The sequence below is a fragment of the Pedococcus sp. P2_F6 genome, assembly GCF_056403675.1.
The window spans coordinates 88,446-107,495 of sequence record NZ_JBFUEZ010000008.1; the positions used below are offsets into that span (position 1 = coordinate 88,446).

Genomic DNA, 19,050 nt, shown 5'->3' on the forward strand with positions numbered 1-19,050 from the left:
CGTCGTTGCCTGAAGCCATCATGCCGACCAGGAAGCCGTCGCGCATCCGGGTGTCAGCGTCTGAGCCGCCGTGGGGCTCAGACATCCTCGTCGGACTCAGTGGTCTGCTCGTGCTCCTGCTCCTCCTGGCGCATGCGGCTGAGGAAGGACTTCGTCCGAGCGTGCTGGGGGTTGGAGATGACCTCGCTGGGCGGGCCTTCCTCGACGACGACGCCACCGTCCATGAAGACGACCCGGTCGGCCACCTCACGGGCGAAGCTCATCTCGTGGGTGACGACGATCATCGTCATGCCGTCCTTGGCGAGCTGGCGCATCACCTTGAGTACCTCGCCGACGAGCTCGGGGTCGAGGGCGGAGGTGGGCTCGTCGAACAGCATCAGCTTGGGCTGCATCGCGAGGGCCCGGGCGATCGCGATCCGCTGCTGCTGCCCACCGGACAGCTGAGCGGGATAGGCGCTGGGCTTGTCCTTGAGGCCGACCTGCTCGAGGAGGGCCAGGGCGCGCTCGCGCACGGCCTTCTTCTTCTCGCCCTTGACCTGGATCGGGGCTTCCATGATGTTCTCGAGGGCGGTCATGTGGGGGAAGAGGTTGAACCGCTGGAACACCATGCCGATCTCGCGGCGCTGGGCGGCGATCTGCTTGTCGGTGAGGTGGTGCAGCGTGCCGCCGCGGTCGTCGTAGCCCATCAGGTCGCCGTCGACCCAGATGCGTCCGCCGTCGATGGACTCGAGCTGGTTGATGCACCGCAGGAAGGTCGTCTTGCCCGAGCCCGAGGGGCCGAGCAGGCAGACGACCTCGCCCGGGTGGACGTCCATGTCGATGCCCTTGAGCACCTGGTTGCCGTGGAACGCCTTGGTGACGTTGACGGCGTGGACCAGGGGAGCGCCCCTGTCCTGCTCCGCTGAGCGGGTGCGGGTGGTCGTGTCGCTGGTCATCAGTGGCCTGCCGTGATCGTGTCGAGCTTGCGCCTGGTCGCCTTGGACGGGGCCCCGAAGCCGCGTCCGTAGTAGCGCTCCAGGTAGTACTGACCGACCATCAGGATCGAGCAGACGATGAGGTACCACAGCGTTGCGGCCATGAAGCCGGGGACGATCTGGAACGAGCGCTGGCCGAACCCATAGGCCTGGAAGTAGAGCTCGGTGATGATCGACGCGGCGATGAACAGCGAGGTGTCCTTCACCATGGCGATCGTCTCGTTGCCCGTCGGGGGCACGATCACCCGCATCGCCTGCGGAAGCACGATGCGGCGCATCGTCTTGCCCGGGGGCATCCCCAGCGCGTGCGACGCCTCGATCTGGCCCTTGTCGACCGACAGGATGCCGGCCCGCGCGATCTCTGCCATGTAGGCGCCCTCGGAGAGACCGAGGCCGAGGATGCCGATCCAGATCGACGAGGAGATGTCGTTCCAGCTGAAGCTGAAGAAGGTGAGGTCGTTGGACAGGCCGAGCGCGTGGGACAGCTGCTGGCCGAAGGGGATCCCGATGTGGATCGGGTTGTAGAGCACCGCGATGGCACCGCCCAGGATGGCCAGCAGGACGTAGCGCGGCATGGCCCGGAAGAACCACGTGTAGACGAACGCCACCCCCCGAAGGACCGGGTTGGTGGACAGCCGCATCACCGCGAGGGTGATGCCGATGGTGATGCCGAGCACCATGGCCCCGATGGTGCCGAAGATGGTGCCCTTCCACAGCCCGTCGATGACCGGCCGCTGCTGCATGATCTCGAAGGCGAAGGACCAGTTCCAGTTCTCGTTGGTGACGACCGAGCTCACCATCATCGCGACGAGGACGACGATCACGGCAACGGCGACCCAGCGCCAGGGGTGCCGGACCGGCCGGGCGTGGATCTTGCCCGGCCGGTCTTCAGCAGGTGTGGTGGACATCAGGGCTGCGGGTTCACGGCGAAGTCGCTGATCGCTCCACCCTCGGTCTTCCACTTCGTGAGGATGGCCTTGTAGCTGCCGTCGGTGTCCATCGCCTTGAGCGCGTCGGCGATGGCCTGACCGAAGTCGGTCTGGTCTTTCGGGAGCACGAAGCCGTAGGGAGCCGAGTCGTACTGCTCACCGAGCAGCTCGAGCTTGCCCTGCGTCGTGTCGACCGCGCTGATGGCCGGCGGCAGGTCGACGAGCATGGCGTCGGCCTTGCCCGTGAGCACGGCCGAGGTCACCTTGGCCTGGTCGGCGTCCACGATCGCCTTGATGGCCGGCTTGCCTGCGTCGGTGCAGGCCTTGCTCCGCTTGGGCAGGTCCTCGTCGGACTGGACGGTGGCCTTCTGGACCGAGATGTTCAGTCCACAGGCGTTGTTGGGGTCGACCTTCTTGGGGTTGCCCTTCTGGGTGACCCACTGGGTGCCCGCCGTGAAGTAGCTGACCATCGTGGCCTGCTGCATGCGTTCGGCGTTGACGGTGAAGGAGGAGACACCCACGTCGTACTTGCCGCTCTTGACACCGAGGATGATCTGGTCGAAGCCGGTCGGGACCCACTCGGTCTTGATGCCGAACTTGGCCATGACCGCGTCGAACAGCTCGACGTCCATGCCGATGACCGTCTTGCCGTCCGCGTCGAGGTACTCGTTCGGCTGGTAGGTGGCGTCCGTACCGATCACGATCTTGCCGGCGCTCTTGACCTTGGCGGGCAGCTTCGCGACCAGGGCCTGGTCGACCGCGGCCTTGGTCGTGGAGCTGCTGCTCGAGCTGCTCGTGTTGGTGGAGAGCGAATCCGAGCCGCAGGCGGACAGTGCAAGTCCCGCAGTGGCCAGCCCCGCGATCAGGAGAGTGGTGGGGCGCAAGCGATGGGTCATGCGGTGAGGTTCCTTCCTCGTATGCCGGGTCACCTGGGGAGGTTCCCAGGTCACCCGCTGGGGGTTAGGGGCATCCTGCCAGCAAGGATCGGGAACCGGGCTAGATCTGATGTTCCGAAACAGTCTCGAATCCGAGATGTCCCACTTGGGTAGGGGTCTAGGCACGGCACGGCCTGCTAGCGGTGCCATCGCAACCGTTGGTGGGAGGGCAGGCGTTCGCCTACCCACCCGCTCCGCGGTGCCTGGCCGGCCTGTGGCCATCACTCGGGGCGATGCGGTCACACTCGCGTCACGCCGTCTGGTCAGCTGGAGGCAGCCAGTCACTGCTCGGCGGCCGAGGCGGCGGCCCTGACGAGTGCCGCGCTCAGACTCACGCGTCGTGCCGTTCGCCGGTCGTTGGCGTAGGCCCCATAATCTGGGCGTGCAACTCAACACAGCTGGCGACGCAGCGGACACAAACCATGCCGTGAGCACGGATGTGGAGGGGCCTCAAGAGGGGCACCCTCGGGGTCGTGATCGGATCGGATATCTGGACGGGATTCGCGCAGTTGCGATCATTTCGGTGCTGATCGTCCATTGGATCTCGTCCCAGGTTCCAATTGCGTACGGCGGCTACATCGGTGTCGACGTCTTCTTTGTGTTGAGCGGATACATCATAACGTTGCTTTTGTGGCCACGCTTGGACGGTCCGTCTCCAAGTATTCCTGGCGAATGGCGAAGGTTCCTCAGTCGCAGGGTCAGGCGGCTCTATCCTGCGCTGGTGGGCGCATGTCTGGGCGTAATAGCACTCTCGCTTGTGCTCCCCGGCTCACCATTTTCGCCCATGGAAATGCTCACTGCCAGCGCGCTCACCTTGTCTCAGCTGGTTTCTCCGATTCATGCAGGAAGTTCATTGGAGTTCGGGCCGCTGGGCGTCGCTTGGTCTTTGTCCATCGAGTGGATGTTCTACCTTCCCTGGCCGCTGGTTCTTGGATACCTTCGACGCCGCTCAGAGGGCCCCAGGAGCGTTGCCAAGATCTTGATGGTTGTTGCTACCGTCATGTTCGCGTTCTCCTTGGTACAGAGTCCAAGTTGGTTCTACTACGGACCCTTGGCGAGGATCCCCGAGATCCTCGTGGGAGCAAGTCTCGCGCTTTGGCTCATCCAGCCAACCGCACCTGGGCCCAGGCCTAAGCCAGATCGGTTGACCAGTATGGCCTCCTTCGCGGCGCTTGGATTCCTATTGGGATATACGATTTTTGGGCCAAACCAATACTCCCCCATCTACCGCTGGGCGGGACTGCCTCTTGCCGTGGTTGCCACTGTCACATTGATTTGGTTTGGGACCAGACAACAGTCAAGCTGGAATAATACTCTCCTTTGTTGGCGTCCCTTAGAGTTTCTTGGTCGATCAAGCTACAGCGTCTACCTGTGGCATCAGGTTCCTATTGCTTTCATCACAAGGCAGACATTTCCGGACATGAACCTCCTTGCCGTAGCCGCAATTGGTGGCGTCTCGGCCCTGGCGCTTGCGGCAGCGAGCTATCGCTATCTTGAGAGACCATTTCTTAGGCCCCGGGTGCGGCGTCCGGCGTAGCCGTGGCGAAGCCACGCCAGTCGCGCAAATGTCCGCTCGTCCGGACTCGCGCGTCCTTGTAGCCTCTAGGAGGCACGCGATGCGGGTCACACTCGCGTTACGACGGTGGTTTCGGGCGCTCGGGTGTGCCACCATGAACTCGCGGGTAACCCCCGCGCTCTGCGTCTGAGAGGCCACACCCGGCTGTCGTTCGACCGCGGATCTATCCGTGCGCGGTGTGCCCCACGCATCTTCTTGTCTTCCTTTGAGGTGAATCGTCCATGTCTGCGTTCCCGTCGTTTCCGCTGTTCGACCCGTCCGACCCGGTCTTCCGGGCGCACGAGGGCGGCAAGCTCGGGGTACACGCCACGCAGCCCCTGCGGGACCGCGTCGACCTGGCGATGCTCTACACGCCGGGCGTGGCTGACGTCTCCCGGGCGATCGCCGCCGATCCCTCACTCGCCGCGCGCTACACAGCCCGCGGCAACACCGTCGCCGTCATCACCGACGGCACGGCCGTCCTCGGCCTCGGCGACATAGGTCCACTCGCCGCGATGCCGGTCATGGAGGGCAAAGCGGTGCTGTTCAAGCACTTCGGCGGGGTCGACGCGGTCCCTGTGTGCATGGAGACGGGTTCGGTCGAGGAGCTCGTCGAGGCCATCGTGCGGATCGCGCCGACCTACGGCGGCATCAACCTGGAGGACATCTCAGCACCGCGGTGCTTCGAGATCGAGCGGCAGCTGCAGGAGCGGCTGGACATCCCGGTGTTCCACGACGACCAGCACGGCACCGCGATCGTCGTGCTGGCCGGTCTGATGAATGCCGCGAAGGTGGTGGGCCGCACCCTGGAGTCGCTGCGGGTGGTCGTCTCCGGAGCCGGCGCCGCGGGTGTCGCGGTGACCAAGCTGCTCGCTCGGGCCGGCGTCGCCGACATCGTCGTCTGCGACTCCCGGGGGATCGTGTCCCCGGCTCGGCCGGACCTCGCCGACCACAAGCGGCGGCTCGCCGCCACGACGAACCCCCGTGGCCTCTCGGGGTCGCTCGGCGACGCGCTGGTGGGCGCCGACGTCTTCGTCGGAGTGTCCGGCGGCCAGGTGCCCGAAGCCGAGATCGCGCGGATGGCGCCGTCGTCGATCATCTTCGCGCTCGCCAACCCCGATCCCGAGGTGCACCCCGACGTGGCGTCCAGGTATGCCGCGGTGGTCGCCACCGGCCGCTCGGACTTCCCGAACCAGATCAACAACGTGTTGGCCTTCCCCGGGATCTTCCGCGGTGCGCTGGACTCAGGAGCGCCGCAGATCACCGAGGCTATGAAGCTTGCGGCGGCGGCAGCCATCGCCAGCCTGGTGTCTGAGCCGACCGCGGACGAGATCGTTCCTAGCGTGTTCGAGCCCGGTGTGACTGACGCGGTGGCAGCAGCCGTGGCAACGCTGCGCTAGGACGCCGATCTCGCAGTTTGCTCGAAGACACGGGCCCACCCCGCCTGATCCGTGGGGTCGAGATGGTTATTTGCCGTAATCGTGGCGCGCAAGGCTTCCAAGGCGCGAATGTCAACGACTGCGTCATTCCAGCAGACCCCGACCTGTGGCGTAAAACTGTCGAAGACGAATCGATGCTTGAAGGGCTTCGACGCCCGTCGATACTCGCGGTGCTCAAAATCATGGATCACGACCAGCGGAGCAGAAGGAGATTGCTCGCACACCGCGGTGATGGTCTGTGCCCTTTCGCTAAAGGTCCTCGAGTCGTCGATGAAGATCAGGTCGAAGCCCTCCAACGGACGCGGCACGGAAGTTCGTACCGCGTCGACCAGCGTCAACGTTAAGCGCGCATCGTTTCCAGCTGCATCGCGCACGACCCGTTCCCAATCTGGGTCATCCTCGAAGGATCGCAGCGCCTCCAAGTGGGGAAAGGCCGCGATCTCTAGGAAGAGGCGGGTGCTGTAGGGCCCGCTCCCCAACTCCAGCACTCGAGTCACCGGTGCCATCGTCGCGAGGCCGGCCAGCACAGGGAGGTGAGTCGCGAATGGGGTCGTATGCGTGTCGCGTATGCCGAGCGAACGTCGCCGGATTGAGGAAGCCGTCTTTCGCCATTTCGACACCATATGGCCGAGAGTAACGGGTCAGCTCGACTGCGTGAGGTCTGGCCCTGAGGTGGTCCACCGTGTGTTGGTCAGCCTCATGTACACCCGGGCGCAAGTCTCCCTTGTCGCCCCCTTCTGTTGGGGCGCACGGGCCTGGCCTCATCTAGACAGGAGTTCCTCGGCAGCAGCGGGTCCCTCGCATGTTGACGGAAGGGCGGGCAGTCGCTTACGCGGACAGGACGGCAGATCGTGTCTGGAGCTACTCGCCCCCGGCAACGTCGGGCCGAGTGGACCAGTCGCAGCCTTGTCCGGGGCTCAGCCCGGTCGGCACTGCCCGACGCCCCTGATCTACGGTCACAACGACTCGCCGCTAGGCGGGTTGACTGCGAGTTTGGTCAAGCGGGTCATGGGTGAGGCACGCGGCCCATTTGGTCCTGGAACTGTCGATCTCAGCACCAAGGGCCCGCGGGTGTGCTCGGCCACCGTCTGGAATGACGCAGGGTTCGAACCCCATTTCGGCTCCGTGCGTCAGGGCGACGGCGGTCGGAGCAGGTCAACCACGTCTCGGTCTGCTGCGACGACTCTGCGGCTGGTGCGACCAAGAATCACCAACATGATGACTTGGACCAAGCAATATGCGATGGCGGCGCCGTTGGCGCCCAGATACGTCGCCAACGCGCTGAGAGCCACGAATTGGAGCACGACGGAGACAGCGACGGCCTGCGCAGCTGACCGTTCGTGGCGACGTGCATTGAGGAACGCATAGAGGATCTGATTTACGGCCCCCGGCACTGTTCCAAGAGCGAGAAACCGGAGCACATTCGCCGATGCGGCGTATTGCTCCCCTAGAAGCCACACAACAAGGCTGGGAGCGGAGAACCAAATAGCTCCCACGCCGGCGAGCAATGGTACGAGTAGCCAACGCCCCCGCGCCATCTCTCGCCAAGCCGTGCTGCTGGAACCAGCGGCAGAGGCTTCGGGATAGTGCGCTTGAGCGTAGGACGATGCCACGAGGTTCATGGGCTGGGTCCAGCGATTCACGCCAGAGTAGAGGCCGGCGGCATGTCCACCCGCGATGATGTTGAGGACTGCCACGTCGGCCTGTGTAAGGGCCAGCAGGGTGGAAGAGACGCCAATATGGATACCTCCGCTCCAAGGGTTCGTGAGTCGAATTCGCCCACGGAGAAGGCTGCCCAGGGAGCCATGCAGACTAGAGCTCCAACTGACTATGGCTAACAAGCAAGAGACGCTTGCCCCGGCCGCGAGAGCAAAAGGTAGCGCGTCAGGGCTACGAATACCGGCCCGGTGCAGAGTCAAGACGCAGCAAAGCGCCATGGCCTTGTCCAAGATGATGACCAGGCTGAGACGACCGAACTGTTGTGAAGCCGAGACGGGAGTCAAGCTCATTTGACTGGCTGTGAGGGCCACGAGGAGCAGCCCACCGCCCATAAGAAGGCGTTCGGATCCCTTGTCAATCACGGCAATTCCGAGCGGGACTAGGGAGATGCTCAAGGCGGCGAGTATCTTACCCCCGAATCTCGAAGCGAACTCGGCTGCATCGAACCGGCCGCTTGACATTTCTCGAACCACGAGAGCGTTGCTTCCGAAATTGAGCAGATTACTGGCGACAGTCGTTACGGCGATTACTGTCATGACTTGGCCGAACGCTGCGACGGCGGTACCCCGCGCAACCAACAGCATCGTCCCAGCTGTGAGGGCCTGCGCAACCACGGTCGCGACCGTGAGGATGCCCGCATTCATAAGGGAGCGGGGTATCGCCCGCACATGCCTCATGACGTCGGTGGAATCAATGTGGCGCAGAATTCCTCCCACCCGAGGTCTGCACGGGCAGATGGGGCGGTTTGGTCCATGCGGTCCATGAGGAGAGGGGTCAGCGAGGCCACGTCCAACTTTGCCGTCGGGCCACGACCAAGGTCGCTGACGAAGCCAGCCAGGGTGGTGCTGCCGGCCGCGGCTACCCGCACTCCAAGGGCGACCGACTTGGCCAAGGTTGAATTGGGGGCCTCAGACGAATATGCCATAACGAGGCAGTCAAGGGCAGCCACGGCTTCGTTCAGTTCATCATTAGTAAGGACACGGTTGTCGATGACCATGGGAAAAGGAAGATTGCGTGCTAATGCCTCAATGTCCTGCGGGCTGTCCGGCATTGACGAGTGTTGTGGTCCGATCAACGCAAAGCCAAACGCTTTCGGCTTGAGATGTGACAGGGCCTCAAGGCTGGCGACGACCAGCGACAAATTCTTGCGCGGAGTCAATGAGCCGACCATCCCGAACCAGAATACGTCGTCAGTCATCCCCAGCCTGCCGCGTACGTGAGCCGCGCCCGTGTGAACCGCCGTGTGGTCTCGCGGAACCAGAACGGGGTCCGGGGCCGCACGTTCCCTGGCAGTCTGGGCAAAGCACGGCGCTCGCAACCACACAATCTCAACCTGTCGCCGCATACTCAAGAGACGAATCGCAGCGAGCTTGGCGATCAGTCGGATCCTCCGGCGTATCGAACCAGGATGCTCCCACCGTGGATCACGCATGATGAGGAGCGTCGTCTTGGGGGTCCCGTCCCAACGCAACATCTTCAGAGCTTGGCCCACAAAAGGGTCGCCATGCGGAATGACGATGTGCGCGGCACCGACTCTCTCGGCGGTCGCCTTGACATCCTTCAGGCTTATCGCCGACTTGTAGTGAACTTCGACCTCCTGAATAACGGCAGATAGGTGGGTTGAGTGCTCGGGTGAACCTCTTCCCTCCTCTCGCAGCAATAGCACCGGATTGAGTCCCTGGCTCTTGGCCCACTCGGCCAGCAGTTTCACGTAGACATACAAATGGCCGCTATGACCGGGTTCGACGATGAGTATGCCCCTCATGTCTTAACCCGCGATTCGGTTCCCTGAGGCATATGGCGTGAATGGCGGTAAGCCGTGCCAGCAACGAGCATGACTGACAGTGAAGACCACCACATCCGATTTCCATTAATATCACTTGAAAAAAGAGCAGAGACGCCCCAAAAGGTCGCAAGTGTCATAGTCAGTGCCACTATGGCCGTGCCCGATTCTCGCCAAGCTCGAACTCCAGCTATTCCGGTCACCAACAGGAAGCCAGCGAGTGCTATCCATCCGCCTTCTGCCCCAATCTCAAGGACAATGTCGTGAGGATAAATGGACTCCCCTGAGAAGTTTGATGCGATCTCGGACAGGTGAGAGAAACCTCCCCAGCCCAAACCCTCAGGATGCTGCGAGATGGCATTGGCGGCAGTTGAATACAATAGTGCGCGCGATTGGTCGGAGGAGTCTCCGGTTAGCACGGCCGCCAGTCGGGATGTGGCAGTCCCACCATTGGAAAAGACGTACCATAGAAACGGCACCAGCGCGACCGCGGCACTTGCCACCACGATGACACGTCGTCGAGCAAAAATCTTTGCGAAGGCAATCAGGACCACGGCAGCGGCAATAAGTGCCACGAATGGGCCACGACTTCCTATGAGCGCCATGGCTAGAGCGAGGGCACCGGACGCCACCCACCAAAGGGGTCGTTTTGTGAGGCGCGCGGTTAGTGCGTAGAAGGCGCAAATAAGGGCACCGTTGGCCAAGATCCTGGCGATGGCTATGCTCGTGCCACCTTCCAGATTGATTCTTCCCACGTTCCCGGCAGTCTCAGTCGCGGGAAAGAGATAGAGCGCTGGGGCCACCGCGACGGCAATCCAAACCTGAGCTCGAATCCATTTCATCATTTGGTCGGTCGAGTGCACGATGAAGGATGGAGCCACAGCACACATGAGCGTGACTGTGTAGAGAAGAAGACTCTTGTAACTATCCACGCCGTCGGCCCTGGCCACAACAACGCCCGGAAGAAAGCACAGCCAGAGACAGATCGTAGGAGCCGAGCCGGGAGGGAATCGCAAGTGAGAGCCAACCAACCGCTTCACGACGATAAGGCCCAACACCGCCGCCCCCAACAGCGTCGCGTCGATGGGAAGCCACGACAAGAGCGGCGTCCCTTTCAGATCTCCAGAATAGACAGTCCACAGAAGCGCGCCGATGGCCATTCGGTCGGAAAGCTTGGAGTTCCCTCTTGCCTCATCGGTGGCCATTTGACACCTCCCCGAGCACGGCCTTAAGGACGTTGCGCCCGTTGGCCTCGACAGTCCAAAGGGCCTCCAAGGACGCGCGACACTCAACTGCCACTGCTGCTCGATCCACGGATGGATCGAGCCATCGACTAATTGCCTCTGTGAGCGCTTGGACGTCTCCTGCAGCGTAGAGACTGCCGTTTACTCCGTCGATGACAGCCTCATACTCAGGCATCTGGAGGTCGGGTCTGTCGCACGTCACCACCGGAACGCCGTATCGAAGACTTTGAATTACGGTCAGCCCCGCGGCCTCGGGGATCACGCACACGAGTGCGTTTGCGTAGAACTGGGCAAGGGACTCTCGGTCGTGTATTGGACCCGGCATCCAAAGGAGAACTCCAAGCGATTTGGCAAGCTGGGCGAGGTTCTCCTTTTCCGGACCGTCGCCAACCAGCGTTACAGAAGGACGATGTTCCTCGGAAATCTGTGCCACGGCCCGCAGGAGCAGGTCCAGGCGTTTCGAGGAATTCAGACGGACCACAGCGATGATCGGTGATGTGTTGTGCTGGCCGATTCGTGAAGCATCTCCTGTGCCCGTGTCAGCAGGTACCTCCGAGCTGCTGTTCCCAATGACGGTAAGCCGCCCTCGAGAGAAGCCGGAGGCAGCACCAAGCGCTGCTCCTCGCGGGGCGTACACCAGCACGCGGTTGCCTAGGCAATAGAAGCGGTTGCGCACCCAACGTCGAAGACCGCTGTCGAGCCTATGCCACCCAATTGTCCAGAACAGCACTCGTTTGCGTCTTAGTCGTGCGACGCTTGCCGCCAACCAGGTTGATGCGTAACGCCAGTCACCGAGGAATACAAAAGCGTCGTAGTTCCCAAAGGCCACTGTAGTGAGCAAGCCTCGTTGCCAGAGTATGGGGCCGAACCAGAGGTTGCGCAAACGAATATGGTGATTGATAGCTTCTAGAGGTATCAACGCGATGTTGCCCTCTTGGGAAATGGTGTCAGAGGCAAAGGCAAACGTTATTTCATGCGAATTCTGGAGTTCGGAGAAGACGCCGTACCGGTAATGCGGAAGGTGTTGATAAACGACCAGAGCCGCAGGATGGTTGTTACTATTCACGGGCGCCCCATAGTTTCTCCTGCGACGCAGCAAACACTGGAGCAGATAGGGGGCCTTGCGTCATGAGGTGGTGGGCCCTGTCGAACTCCTCATTCTCAAATCGACGGCGGAGGAGTCGCGCCGGGACGCCCGCCCATATCTCCCTCGCTGGGACGTTTGACGTCACGACGGATCCCGCCCCGATGATGGCGCCATCACCGATTGTGAGTCCACGCGAAATAATGGCGCCCTGGCCGATCCAGACGTCCCTGCCGATTCGCGTCTCTCGCTGGGCTGGTCTCCCAGAAAACTGGATCGGGACTCGTGGGTTGTCCCACAAATGGTCGTCACCAACCACGGAGGCCCCAGGAGCGAACATCGTGTATCGACCGATGGACGTTCCCGGGCAGAGCGAGCACCCGCGGGCGATAAAGACGTACTCCTCGGCCCTTACTCCCTTGGCAATGAGGGCGCTTGGGTGCACAAACGAGCTCTTTGACCAGCCTCGCCGCCTCTTGACGAGTGCGAAGCTCAGATTCCGCACTTCGCGCAATCGTGCGTGTGTCCAGGCCCGCTTACTCATCGCAGCCCCAGCCATTGTCTGTGCCTTCTTTGGGTGGACAGGACGAACCGAACAGCGCGCTCGGAGCAGTTGTCGATGGCGTAGTCCGCAGGCACGTGCTGCCCGGCGCTCTGATCGGTGATCACGACGTTGACCGCCTCGACAACATTCTCGGGGTCGAGGCCAGTCATGATGATTGCTCCAGTGTCGAGAGCTTCGGGTCGCTCGATCGAGTCCCTGAGGGTGACTGCGGGGAAACCGAGGACGGACGACTCCTCGCTGATGGTCCCACTGTCTGACAGCACACACAGAGCGTCCTGCTGGAGACGGACATAGTCGATGAACCCCAAAGGTTTGTGGAAGATCAGGCCCTCGGGAAGTTCACGCCCCAGGGCTTCGAGACGCAGGCGGGTCCGCGGGTGTGTAGAGACGAGGACGGGGACCGCGAAGTGCTCGTGGGCAGCGACTAGGGAGTCGAGAAGGGCGCCGAGACGGAGGGGGTTGTCGACGTTCTCCTCTCGGTGCGCCGAGACGAGCAGGTAGCGCTGAGGCTCGAGTTCGAGGTCAGTGAGAATCGAGCTCTGGGCAAACTGCTCCATGTGGTGCATCAGCACCTCCTTCATGGGGGACCCGGTCAGGAGTATGCGACGTGGGTGCAGCCCCTCGGCGAGCAGGTTGCGGCGAGCGTGCTCGGTGTAGACGAGGTTGAAGTCAGCGACGTGATCCACGAGGCGCCGGTTCGTCTCCTCTGGCACGTTCTCGTCGAAGCAACGGTTGCCGGCTTCCATGTGGTACACCGGAATTCGCATCCGCTTGGCCATGATCGCGGCGATGCAGCTGTTCGTGTCGCCAAGGACCAGAACAGCATCCGGCTGCTCCTCGAGGAGAACCTCTTCGGCCTTGATGAGGGTCTCGCCCAGCACTCGACCCAGACTCGACGTGTCGACTTCGAGGAAGTGGTCCGGCTTACGGATCCCCAGTTCGTCGAAGAAGATGCCGTTGAGCTCGTAGTCGTAGTTCTGTCCAGTGTGGACCAGCACGTGGTCGACGGTTGCGTCGAGTCGGGCGATGACCCGCGAGAGCCGGATGATCTCCGGTCGGGTCCCGACAATTGTCATCACCTTCGTCATGCGTCTGCCTTTGCAACGTCAGCCACTGGTTCCCAGTAGGTGTCGGGGTTGTTAGCGTCGAAGAGCGTGTGGGTCCAGAACAGCGTTGTGACCTCGGTGTCGCCCGTGTTCGTGATGTTGTGCACCCACATTGTGGGCATGTCGACCACAGTCGGGGCGTCACCCGAGACGTCGAAGGACACGACCTCGTCATGGAACACGCGTCGCAGCGAGATTCTGGCTTGACCACTGAGCACCGCGAAGCGCTCGACCTTGCCCAGGTGGAAGTGCTCCCCGCGCGTGATCCCGGGTCGGGTCGTCGACACGAAGGTCTGGCCCTGTCCGCCATGGGCGCGAACGGTCTCCACGAGGCGGCCCCGCTCGTCCGAGTGCGATGTGAGCGCGATCGGGTAGTGGGCAGGAAATAGGGCCGCGCGATAAGTGTTGAACAGGTCCACTCGCAGGGCTGTGTCCAGGACCGGGATGTCTCCCGAAGCGTAGAGGTCGTGGAATTCGCTCAGCAGGTCGAAGACCTCGCCCACTGACGTCGGTGTCGCGGCGGGCGTGAGGGTCGCCTTGGACGTCACGAGTCCGTTCATGAGCTCCTGGGCGGCGCCCTGGACGTGCAACAGGGAAACCTCGCGGTCGTTCATCTGGGGCTGGTCGCCACGCACCACGGCATCGACGAAGGTCGCGACGAACGAGTTGTAAGCCGGCTTGCCGTGCTCGCCGAAGATATTGGGGAGAAGCACGTCGACGAAGTGGCCGCCGACCGCAGCGGCGGCCTCGGACAGGAGGGCCCCAGCCCTCTTCTTGCCCGTGCCGTACGGTGTCCCGTTGCCAGCCTGGATCGAGTTGGCGAATACCAGGCGGACGGGCCTACCCGCCTCCCTCACGGCATGCGCGAGCTCGCTCGCCAGCCGCACGTTCGCGGCCTCGACGTCGTCCGGCTCGCCACGGTTGACGCCAGCGATGTGGATCACCGCATCGGCACCATGGAGCAGCATTGGGAGCTGGTCCCAACTCTCCCGGGTGACGGGGACGACCTCGTGATCGGTCAGGGCGCGCAGACGGGTCCTGGTATGCCACCCCAGAAAGCCGGCTGCGCCGGTCAGGACGATGCGCATCAGGCGACGGCCCCCAGCAGCTGCTGCATTTCGGGCAACTTCAGCAGCAGCGCCTTGGTCTGTTCGACGTCGAGCTGCTCGGTATTGGCAGACGTGTAGTCGTCGACCTCGGCGGCTTCCTTCTCGCCCTCCTCGACGTAGACCTCGTACTGGAGGCCCCGTGCGTCGAGGGGGACCCGGAAGTAGTCGCCCTGATCTGTTGACTTGAGCATCTCCTCGCGGCTGAGGAGGGTCTCATGGAGCTTTTCGCCGTGACGGGTACCGATGATCTTGATCTCGGGGTCGTCGTGGCCAAGCAGTGCTGCGACTGCGCGGGCGAGCACCTCGACTGTGGCCGCCGGAGCCTTGCGCACGAACAGGTCACCCGCTTCGGCCTGGGTGAAGGCGTACTCCACCAGATCAACGGATTCCTGAAGAGTCATGAGGAAGCGAGTCATGCCCGGTTCCGTGATGGTCAGGGGGCGACCCTGCTCGATTTGCTGGACGAACAGTGGAATGACAGATCCGCGGGAGTACATCACGTTGCCGTATCGCGTCACCGAGACGGTGGTCTTCGAGTGTGGGTTGTTGCGGGCGTACGCCTGGGCCGTCTTCTCCATGAGAGCCTTCGACATCCCCATGGCGTTGACGGGGTAGACGGCCTTGTCGGTGCTGAGGCAGACGACGGAGCGCACCCCGGCCGCCGCGGCCGCCTCTATGACGTTGTGGCTACCGACGATGTTGGTCTTCACAGCCTGCTCGGGAAAGAACTCGCATGAGGGCACCTGCTTGAGTGCAGCGGCATGGAAGACGAAGTCGGTGTCCACGAATGCGCTGGCCACGGATTCACGGTCGCGCACGTCACCCAGGAAGAACCGCAGCCGCGAGTCGCCGAACCTCTTGCGCATCTCGTCCTGCTTGGCTTCGTCGCGACTGAGGATGTGGACGGTCTCGGCACCCTCGGTCAAAAGGTGTCTGGCCATCGTCGACCCGAATGAGCCGGTCCCTCCCGTGATCGCTACGGTCGCTCCCTGCATGTGGCTAGCCACGAGATCTAAGTCCTTCCGTCATGGTCTGGTTCACCAAGGCCACGAGGGCTCCGGCGTTGATTTCCTGGCTCAGGTGGGCGTGGTAGTAGGTCCGAGCCGCTGCGCCCCGTTGTCTCAAAGCTTCGGCACCCTCTTCGCGGGCCGCACTGATGTTCCTCGACAAGGCCTCGATATCTCCGGGGTGTGAGGACCACCCGGCACCTGAGTCGTCAACCAGTCGCGCCGCATCTCCGCGAGCTGAGATGACCACAGGTTGACCAGCCGCGAGCACGGCCTGAACCTTGCTTGGCATCGTGATCGCGAAGAGCGGATCATCCCGTAGGCAAATCAACTGTACGTCTCCGGCGGCCATTATCCCGGCAAACTGGGTGGGTGGGACGGGCTGGACGAAGTGGACCCGCCCGGGACATCGCTGAGCAGCTAGCTCCTGGAGTTTCGGCTTCTCGATTCCGTCACCGACGAGGGCAAGGTGCACGTCCGGCGGAAGCATCGCGATTGCGGCGATGGCGACATCCAGAGATTGTGCGGCGCCCAGATTTCCACCGTAGATGACAAGAAACTCGCTGGTCAGGCCCAGGCTGGGCCTGAAGTCAGGGTCGGGCGAGCAGGGTCGCAGGGCCGTCTCATCAACCCAGTTGTAGATCAGAGAGATCTTGCTCGAGGGCACTCCGCGCTGCTCCAGGACACCACGCATGCTGGGCGAGATCACGGCCACATGGGCGGACATTCGGTAGGCGAGCTGCGTGAATCTCTCGAGCACCGCCTCGACCAGACGCAGCTTCCATCCTGACGCGACCAGGCCCGTCGAGGTCACCGAATCGGGCCACAGATCCTGGACGATCAGCACGTACGGCACCTTGTGAGCCACCTTCGCCACCATGGCCGGCAGGGCGGCAGTTGCGGGCGAGCTGTAAACGACGCTGGCTCCAAATCCCCTACATGTCGCCAAGGCGCCCAGACTCGCACTGAACGCCCACGAAGAGTAATTGAGGATGCGGCGCAGCGAGGACTGATCATGGCTTGGGTACAACGGCGATCGAAGCACGTTGTGGCCCCCCGCGCGATCCCGTGAGAATCGTCGTGCACGAAAGCCGGGATGCACCTGGCCGTCAGGAAAGTTGGGAATCCCGGTATGGATTCGGAGGTCTAGTCCGCGCTCCTTCATCGCGTCAGCGATCCACCTCGGAATCAGAACGGGCTCGGGGGTGAACCATTGGGTGAAGTACGCCACCCGCGAAGTTCGCAGGTGACGACTGCGTCGGTTTATCACGGGAGCGAGGGATCGTCCGGGGTCGTGCCGTCAGTGAGCCGCTGAACGTAGCCCGCTGCGTCAGGAAGCGCGTCGAACTCCTCCTTGAGGATCCCTACATACAGGAGGTCCTGGTACTCGCCGTGTCGCCACACATGCCGACGAGCGGTCCCCTCGACGGTCCACCCGCATTTCTCTGTGTACGCCCTCAATGAGGCGACATTGTTTGCGAGGATCGAACTGTGGATGCGCTGCAGTCCGACGTCGTAGAAGCTGAAGGCCATCACCGTCATGATCGCATCGGTGCCGAAACCACGACCTCGGATCGCGTCGTGCCCGCCCAGTTTGAGGGCGGTCAGGGCAGTGCGATTGTGCCAGTCGATGTCCCATAGTCCGGTGAGTCCAATAGGCCCACCCTTGAGCTGATCAACCATCCAGCGCCGAGTGTTGGGCTGCCCGGGTGAACTGAACCACCTCTCCTGTTCTTGCAGGGATGTCGGCCAGTCCCAACCGACCACGTTCGAGCGAACCACAGGGTCGCTGTTGAGGTCGGTGATGAATGCCTGGTCGGTGCTTTCGATGGGACGAAGGCGAACGTACTTGCCCAACATCAGCGACTCCTCGTCTTTCGGGGGGCTTTGAGCGATTCAAGGCCCTCATGCACTGCAGCGCCTATGTGGTGCATGTCCTCCACGCCGTAGCGATGGTCTATGGGGACGGAGAGAAACCTTTGGGGCCAGTCTGATCTGTGGGGCAGTAGCTCCGAAGGCGGCCAGTGAATCGGGCAGTAGATCCGCCTTCTGGCCAGCCACTCACGGAGGGCTTGTGGATCCGAAACCTCCAGAACGATATGCGAGGGGTTGGTTGTGGCGCTCGGTGGATTCAGGACGCGGAGGGCTGACTGCCGGGACAGCGCCTTGACGAGTGCTTCGGCGTTCTGGCGGCGACGCACTGCCAGCTCGGGCAGATTCAGTCGTCGGAGGAGGTCTAGCGTAGGCGCGCTCATCGCGCGAGGGGTCAGGTCGACCGTCAGCGCGCGCTCGGACTCGTGGAACATGGCCAGGTGGCTGCTTTGTGGCCCGGGCTTGGACAGGTTGGCCGTCTTGGTGCTCATTGCTCTATGTCGCTGGGCAACTGCGTCACTGTTCGACGGTCCGACGTGCGTGTCCTCGGTGGGAAGCCCAATGGCGTAGCCACCATCAAATACCGGGAGAAGCTTCCGTAGGCTGGCGACTCGAATATCCGTTTCAATACAGGGCTCGTCCAGCACTCTGTGGGTCTCGTCGGTGACGACCACAACACCAGCTCTTCGAGCAGTGCGCAATGCCGTGACCATGTCACTCGAAGGACTGCGTCCAAAGTATGGGGCATTCAAGAGGACTGAGGCCTTCAGTGATCCGACCGCGTCAGGCGGCGTTTCCAGGTCGGCCGTCGTTGGAAGTGCAACAACCTTCCAGTCTTTTGTGAACGGCTCGATCATGCTGTCGCACAGGTAACCCGGCACGTGGATTGTCCGAAGGCCGCGACGCCACAGCGACTCTGCAGTCAGCGAAAGTGCCTGACGGCCGTTGGCAACGTATGTGGTGAGCGGGCCGTCCCAGGGGAGGACCCCTGCCGGCCTCGTGAGGTACTCACCGCCCACGAGCTCGAAGTCGGATCCGATCTCAGTTGGCCAAGACGTAGGAGCCGCCTGTGGGTCACCGCTACCCATTAGGGCCGCTCTTCATGCGTGGACCGTCCTTGAGGTCGTCCACGTCCACGGCCGACTGACCGATGATGACGCCTTCGCCCTGCAGGGCCTTGGGCAGGGTCATCGCAACGATGAGAAGGTCACGCCGGAAGGAAAGGGTCTCGATGTACTCGAGGTCCGACTCAATCCGCTGAGACCACGGTGCGCTGTTCCTGTGTCGCACTTGGGCGAGGCCCGTCAGGCCGGGGCGGACCTCCAACCGTCCCAGTTGTCGCGGCGAATACCTCTCGACCTGGGATGGAAGAGCCGGTCGTGGGCCTACAAAACTCATCTGGCCGTTCACGATGTTGAGCAGCTGCGGCAACTCGTCGAGGCTCAGTCTCCTCAAGAGGCTGCCGATCGGCGTCACCATCGCAGCGGTCGGATAGTTGTTCGACTTGGCCTCCGTTCCCACCGGCATGGTGCGGAACTTGTGGACTCGAAAGAGGTCCCCTTGCCTGCCGGCCCGCACTTGATGGAAGTGAATCGGTCGACCACTCGTCAACAGGATGAGGAGCGCACAGGTCGCATAGACCGGTGAGACAAGCACGATCAGAGCAACGGCGCCGATGACGTCCAAGGGCCTCTTGACGTGCCTCGCGTAAGCGGAGTTGGGGCCAGGC

Annotated in this window: 18 protein-coding genes; 2 read left to right on the forward strand and 16 right to left on the reverse strand. The window is 62.6% G+C overall.

Annotated features, from left to right (window positions below; genetic code table 11):
* Positions 1-77 precede the first annotated feature (77 nt).
* Genes AC1DWP_RS18485 through AC1DWP_RS18495 form a run of 3 tightly spaced genes read right to left on the reverse strand, consistent with a single transcriptional unit; the run spans position 78 to position 2,799 of the window.
* Positions 78-935: an amino acid ABC transporter ATP-binding protein gene (locus tag AC1DWP_RS18485; RefSeq protein WP_477615951.1), complete on the reverse strand. Its 858-nt coding sequence runs from the start codon at positions 933-935 to the stop codon at positions 78-80.
* Positions 935-1,882, reverse strand: a complete 948-nt coding sequence (locus tag AC1DWP_RS18490; protein WP_477615952.1) for an amino acid ABC transporter permease — start codon at positions 1,880-1,882, stop codon at positions 935-937. The genes AC1DWP_RS18485 and AC1DWP_RS18490 overlap by 1 nt, the downstream gene beginning before the upstream one ends.
* Positions 1,882-2,799 (reverse strand): ABC transporter substrate-binding protein, encoded by a 918-nt coding sequence (locus AC1DWP_RS18495; protein ID WP_477615953.1) that lies wholly within the window; start codon positions 2,797-2,799, stop codon positions 1,882-1,884. The genes AC1DWP_RS18490 and AC1DWP_RS18495 overlap by 1 nt, the downstream gene beginning before the upstream one ends.
* 478 nt (positions 2,800-3,277) lie before the next feature.
* Here AC1DWP_RS18495 and AC1DWP_RS18500 point away from each other — a divergent pair, with 478 nt between their 5' ends.
* The gene (locus tag AC1DWP_RS18500) at positions 3,278-4,375 is read left to right on the forward strand and encodes an acyltransferase family protein (protein ID WP_477615995.1); all 1,098 of its coding nucleotides are present in this window, start codon (positions 3,278-3,280) and stop codon (positions 4,373-4,375) included.
* Between the two features lie 260 nt (positions 4,376-4,635).
* The gene (locus tag AC1DWP_RS18505) at positions 4,636-5,793 is read left to right on the forward strand and encodes an NAD(P)-dependent malic enzyme (protein ID WP_477615954.1); all 1,158 of its coding nucleotides are present in this window, start codon (positions 4,636-4,638) and stop codon (positions 5,791-5,793) included.
* Here AC1DWP_RS18505 and AC1DWP_RS18510 read toward each other — a convergent pair.
* The 13 genes from AC1DWP_RS18510 to AC1DWP_RS18570 form a co-directional block, all read right to left on the reverse strand.
* Entirely contained in the window at positions 5,790-6,359 is a 570-nt protein-coding gene (locus AC1DWP_RS18510) for an O-methyltransferase (RefSeq protein WP_477615955.1), read from the reverse strand. The genes AC1DWP_RS18505 and AC1DWP_RS18510 overlap by 4 nt on opposite strands.
* A 603-nt stretch (positions 6,360-6,962) precedes the next feature.
* Positions 6,963-8,267: a lipopolysaccharide biosynthesis protein gene (locus AC1DWP_RS18515; protein WP_477615956.1), complete on the reverse strand. Its 1,305-nt coding sequence runs from the start codon at positions 8,265-8,267 to the stop codon at positions 6,963-6,965.
* Positions 8,225-9,262 carry a hypothetical protein gene (locus AC1DWP_RS18520; RefSeq protein ID WP_477615957.1) on the reverse strand — a complete coding sequence of 346 codons (1,038 nt, stop codon included), beginning with the start codon at positions 9,260-9,262 and terminating at the stop codon, positions 8,225-8,227. Before AC1DWP_RS18520 ends, AC1DWP_RS18515 begins: the two co-directional genes overlap by 43 nt.
* Positions 9,263-9,312: 50 nt before the next feature.
* Positions 9,313-10,539, reverse strand: coding sequence for an O-antigen ligase family protein (locus tag AC1DWP_RS18525; RefSeq protein ID WP_477615958.1), 1,227 nt, complete (start codon positions 10,537-10,539; stop codon positions 9,313-9,315).
* The gene (locus tag AC1DWP_RS18530) at positions 10,526-11,644 is read right to left on the reverse strand and encodes a glycosyltransferase family 4 protein (protein WP_477615959.1); all 1,119 of its coding nucleotides are present in this window, start codon (positions 11,642-11,644) and stop codon (positions 10,526-10,528) included. Before AC1DWP_RS18530 ends, AC1DWP_RS18525 begins: the two co-directional genes overlap by 14 nt.
* The gene (locus AC1DWP_RS18535) at positions 11,637-12,221 is read right to left on the reverse strand and encodes an acyltransferase (RefSeq protein ID WP_477615960.1); all 585 of its coding nucleotides are present in this window, start codon (positions 12,219-12,221) and stop codon (positions 11,637-11,639) included. Before AC1DWP_RS18535 ends, AC1DWP_RS18530 begins: the two co-directional genes overlap by 8 nt.
* Positions 12,203-13,315, reverse strand: coding sequence for a non-hydrolyzing UDP-N-acetylglucosamine 2-epimerase (gene wecB, locus AC1DWP_RS18540; protein WP_477615961.1), 1,113 nt, complete (start codon positions 13,313-13,315; stop codon positions 12,203-12,205). The genes AC1DWP_RS18535 and wecB overlap by 19 nt, the downstream gene beginning before the upstream one ends.
* Positions 13,312-14,421 carry a polysaccharide biosynthesis C-terminal domain-containing protein gene (locus AC1DWP_RS18545; protein ID WP_477615962.1) on the reverse strand — a complete coding sequence of 370 codons (1,110 nt, stop codon included), beginning with the start codon at positions 14,419-14,421 and terminating at the stop codon, positions 13,312-13,314. The genes wecB and AC1DWP_RS18545 overlap by 4 nt, the downstream gene beginning before the upstream one ends.
* Positions 14,421-15,437 carry an SDR family NAD(P)-dependent oxidoreductase gene (locus AC1DWP_RS18550; protein ID WP_477615963.1) on the reverse strand — a complete coding sequence of 339 codons (1,017 nt, stop codon included), beginning with the start codon at positions 15,435-15,437 and terminating at the stop codon, positions 14,421-14,423. Before AC1DWP_RS18550 ends, AC1DWP_RS18545 begins: the two co-directional genes overlap by 1 nt.
* A gap of 4 nt (positions 15,438-15,441) precedes the next feature.
* Positions 15,442-16,680: a glycosyltransferase family 4 protein gene (locus tag AC1DWP_RS18555; protein WP_477615964.1), complete on the reverse strand. Its 1,239-nt coding sequence runs from the start codon at positions 16,678-16,680 to the stop codon at positions 15,442-15,444.
* 35 nt (positions 16,681-16,715) lie between these two features.
* Positions 16,716-17,309: a GNAT family N-acetyltransferase gene (locus tag AC1DWP_RS18560; RefSeq protein WP_477615965.1), complete on the reverse strand. Its 594-nt coding sequence runs from the start codon at positions 17,307-17,309 to the stop codon at positions 16,716-16,718.
* The gene (locus AC1DWP_RS18565) at positions 17,309-18,178 is read right to left on the reverse strand and encodes a hypothetical protein (protein ID WP_477615966.1); all 870 of its coding nucleotides are present in this window, start codon (positions 18,176-18,178) and stop codon (positions 17,309-17,311) included. Before AC1DWP_RS18565 ends, AC1DWP_RS18560 begins: the two co-directional genes overlap by 1 nt.
* 223 nt (positions 18,179-18,401) lie before the next feature.
* On the reverse strand, positions 18,402-19,007 hold the full coding sequence (locus AC1DWP_RS18570) for a sugar transferase (protein WP_477615967.1): 606 nt from the start codon (positions 19,005-19,007) through the stop codon (positions 18,402-18,404).
* Between the last annotated feature and the right edge of the window lie 43 nt (positions 19,008-19,050).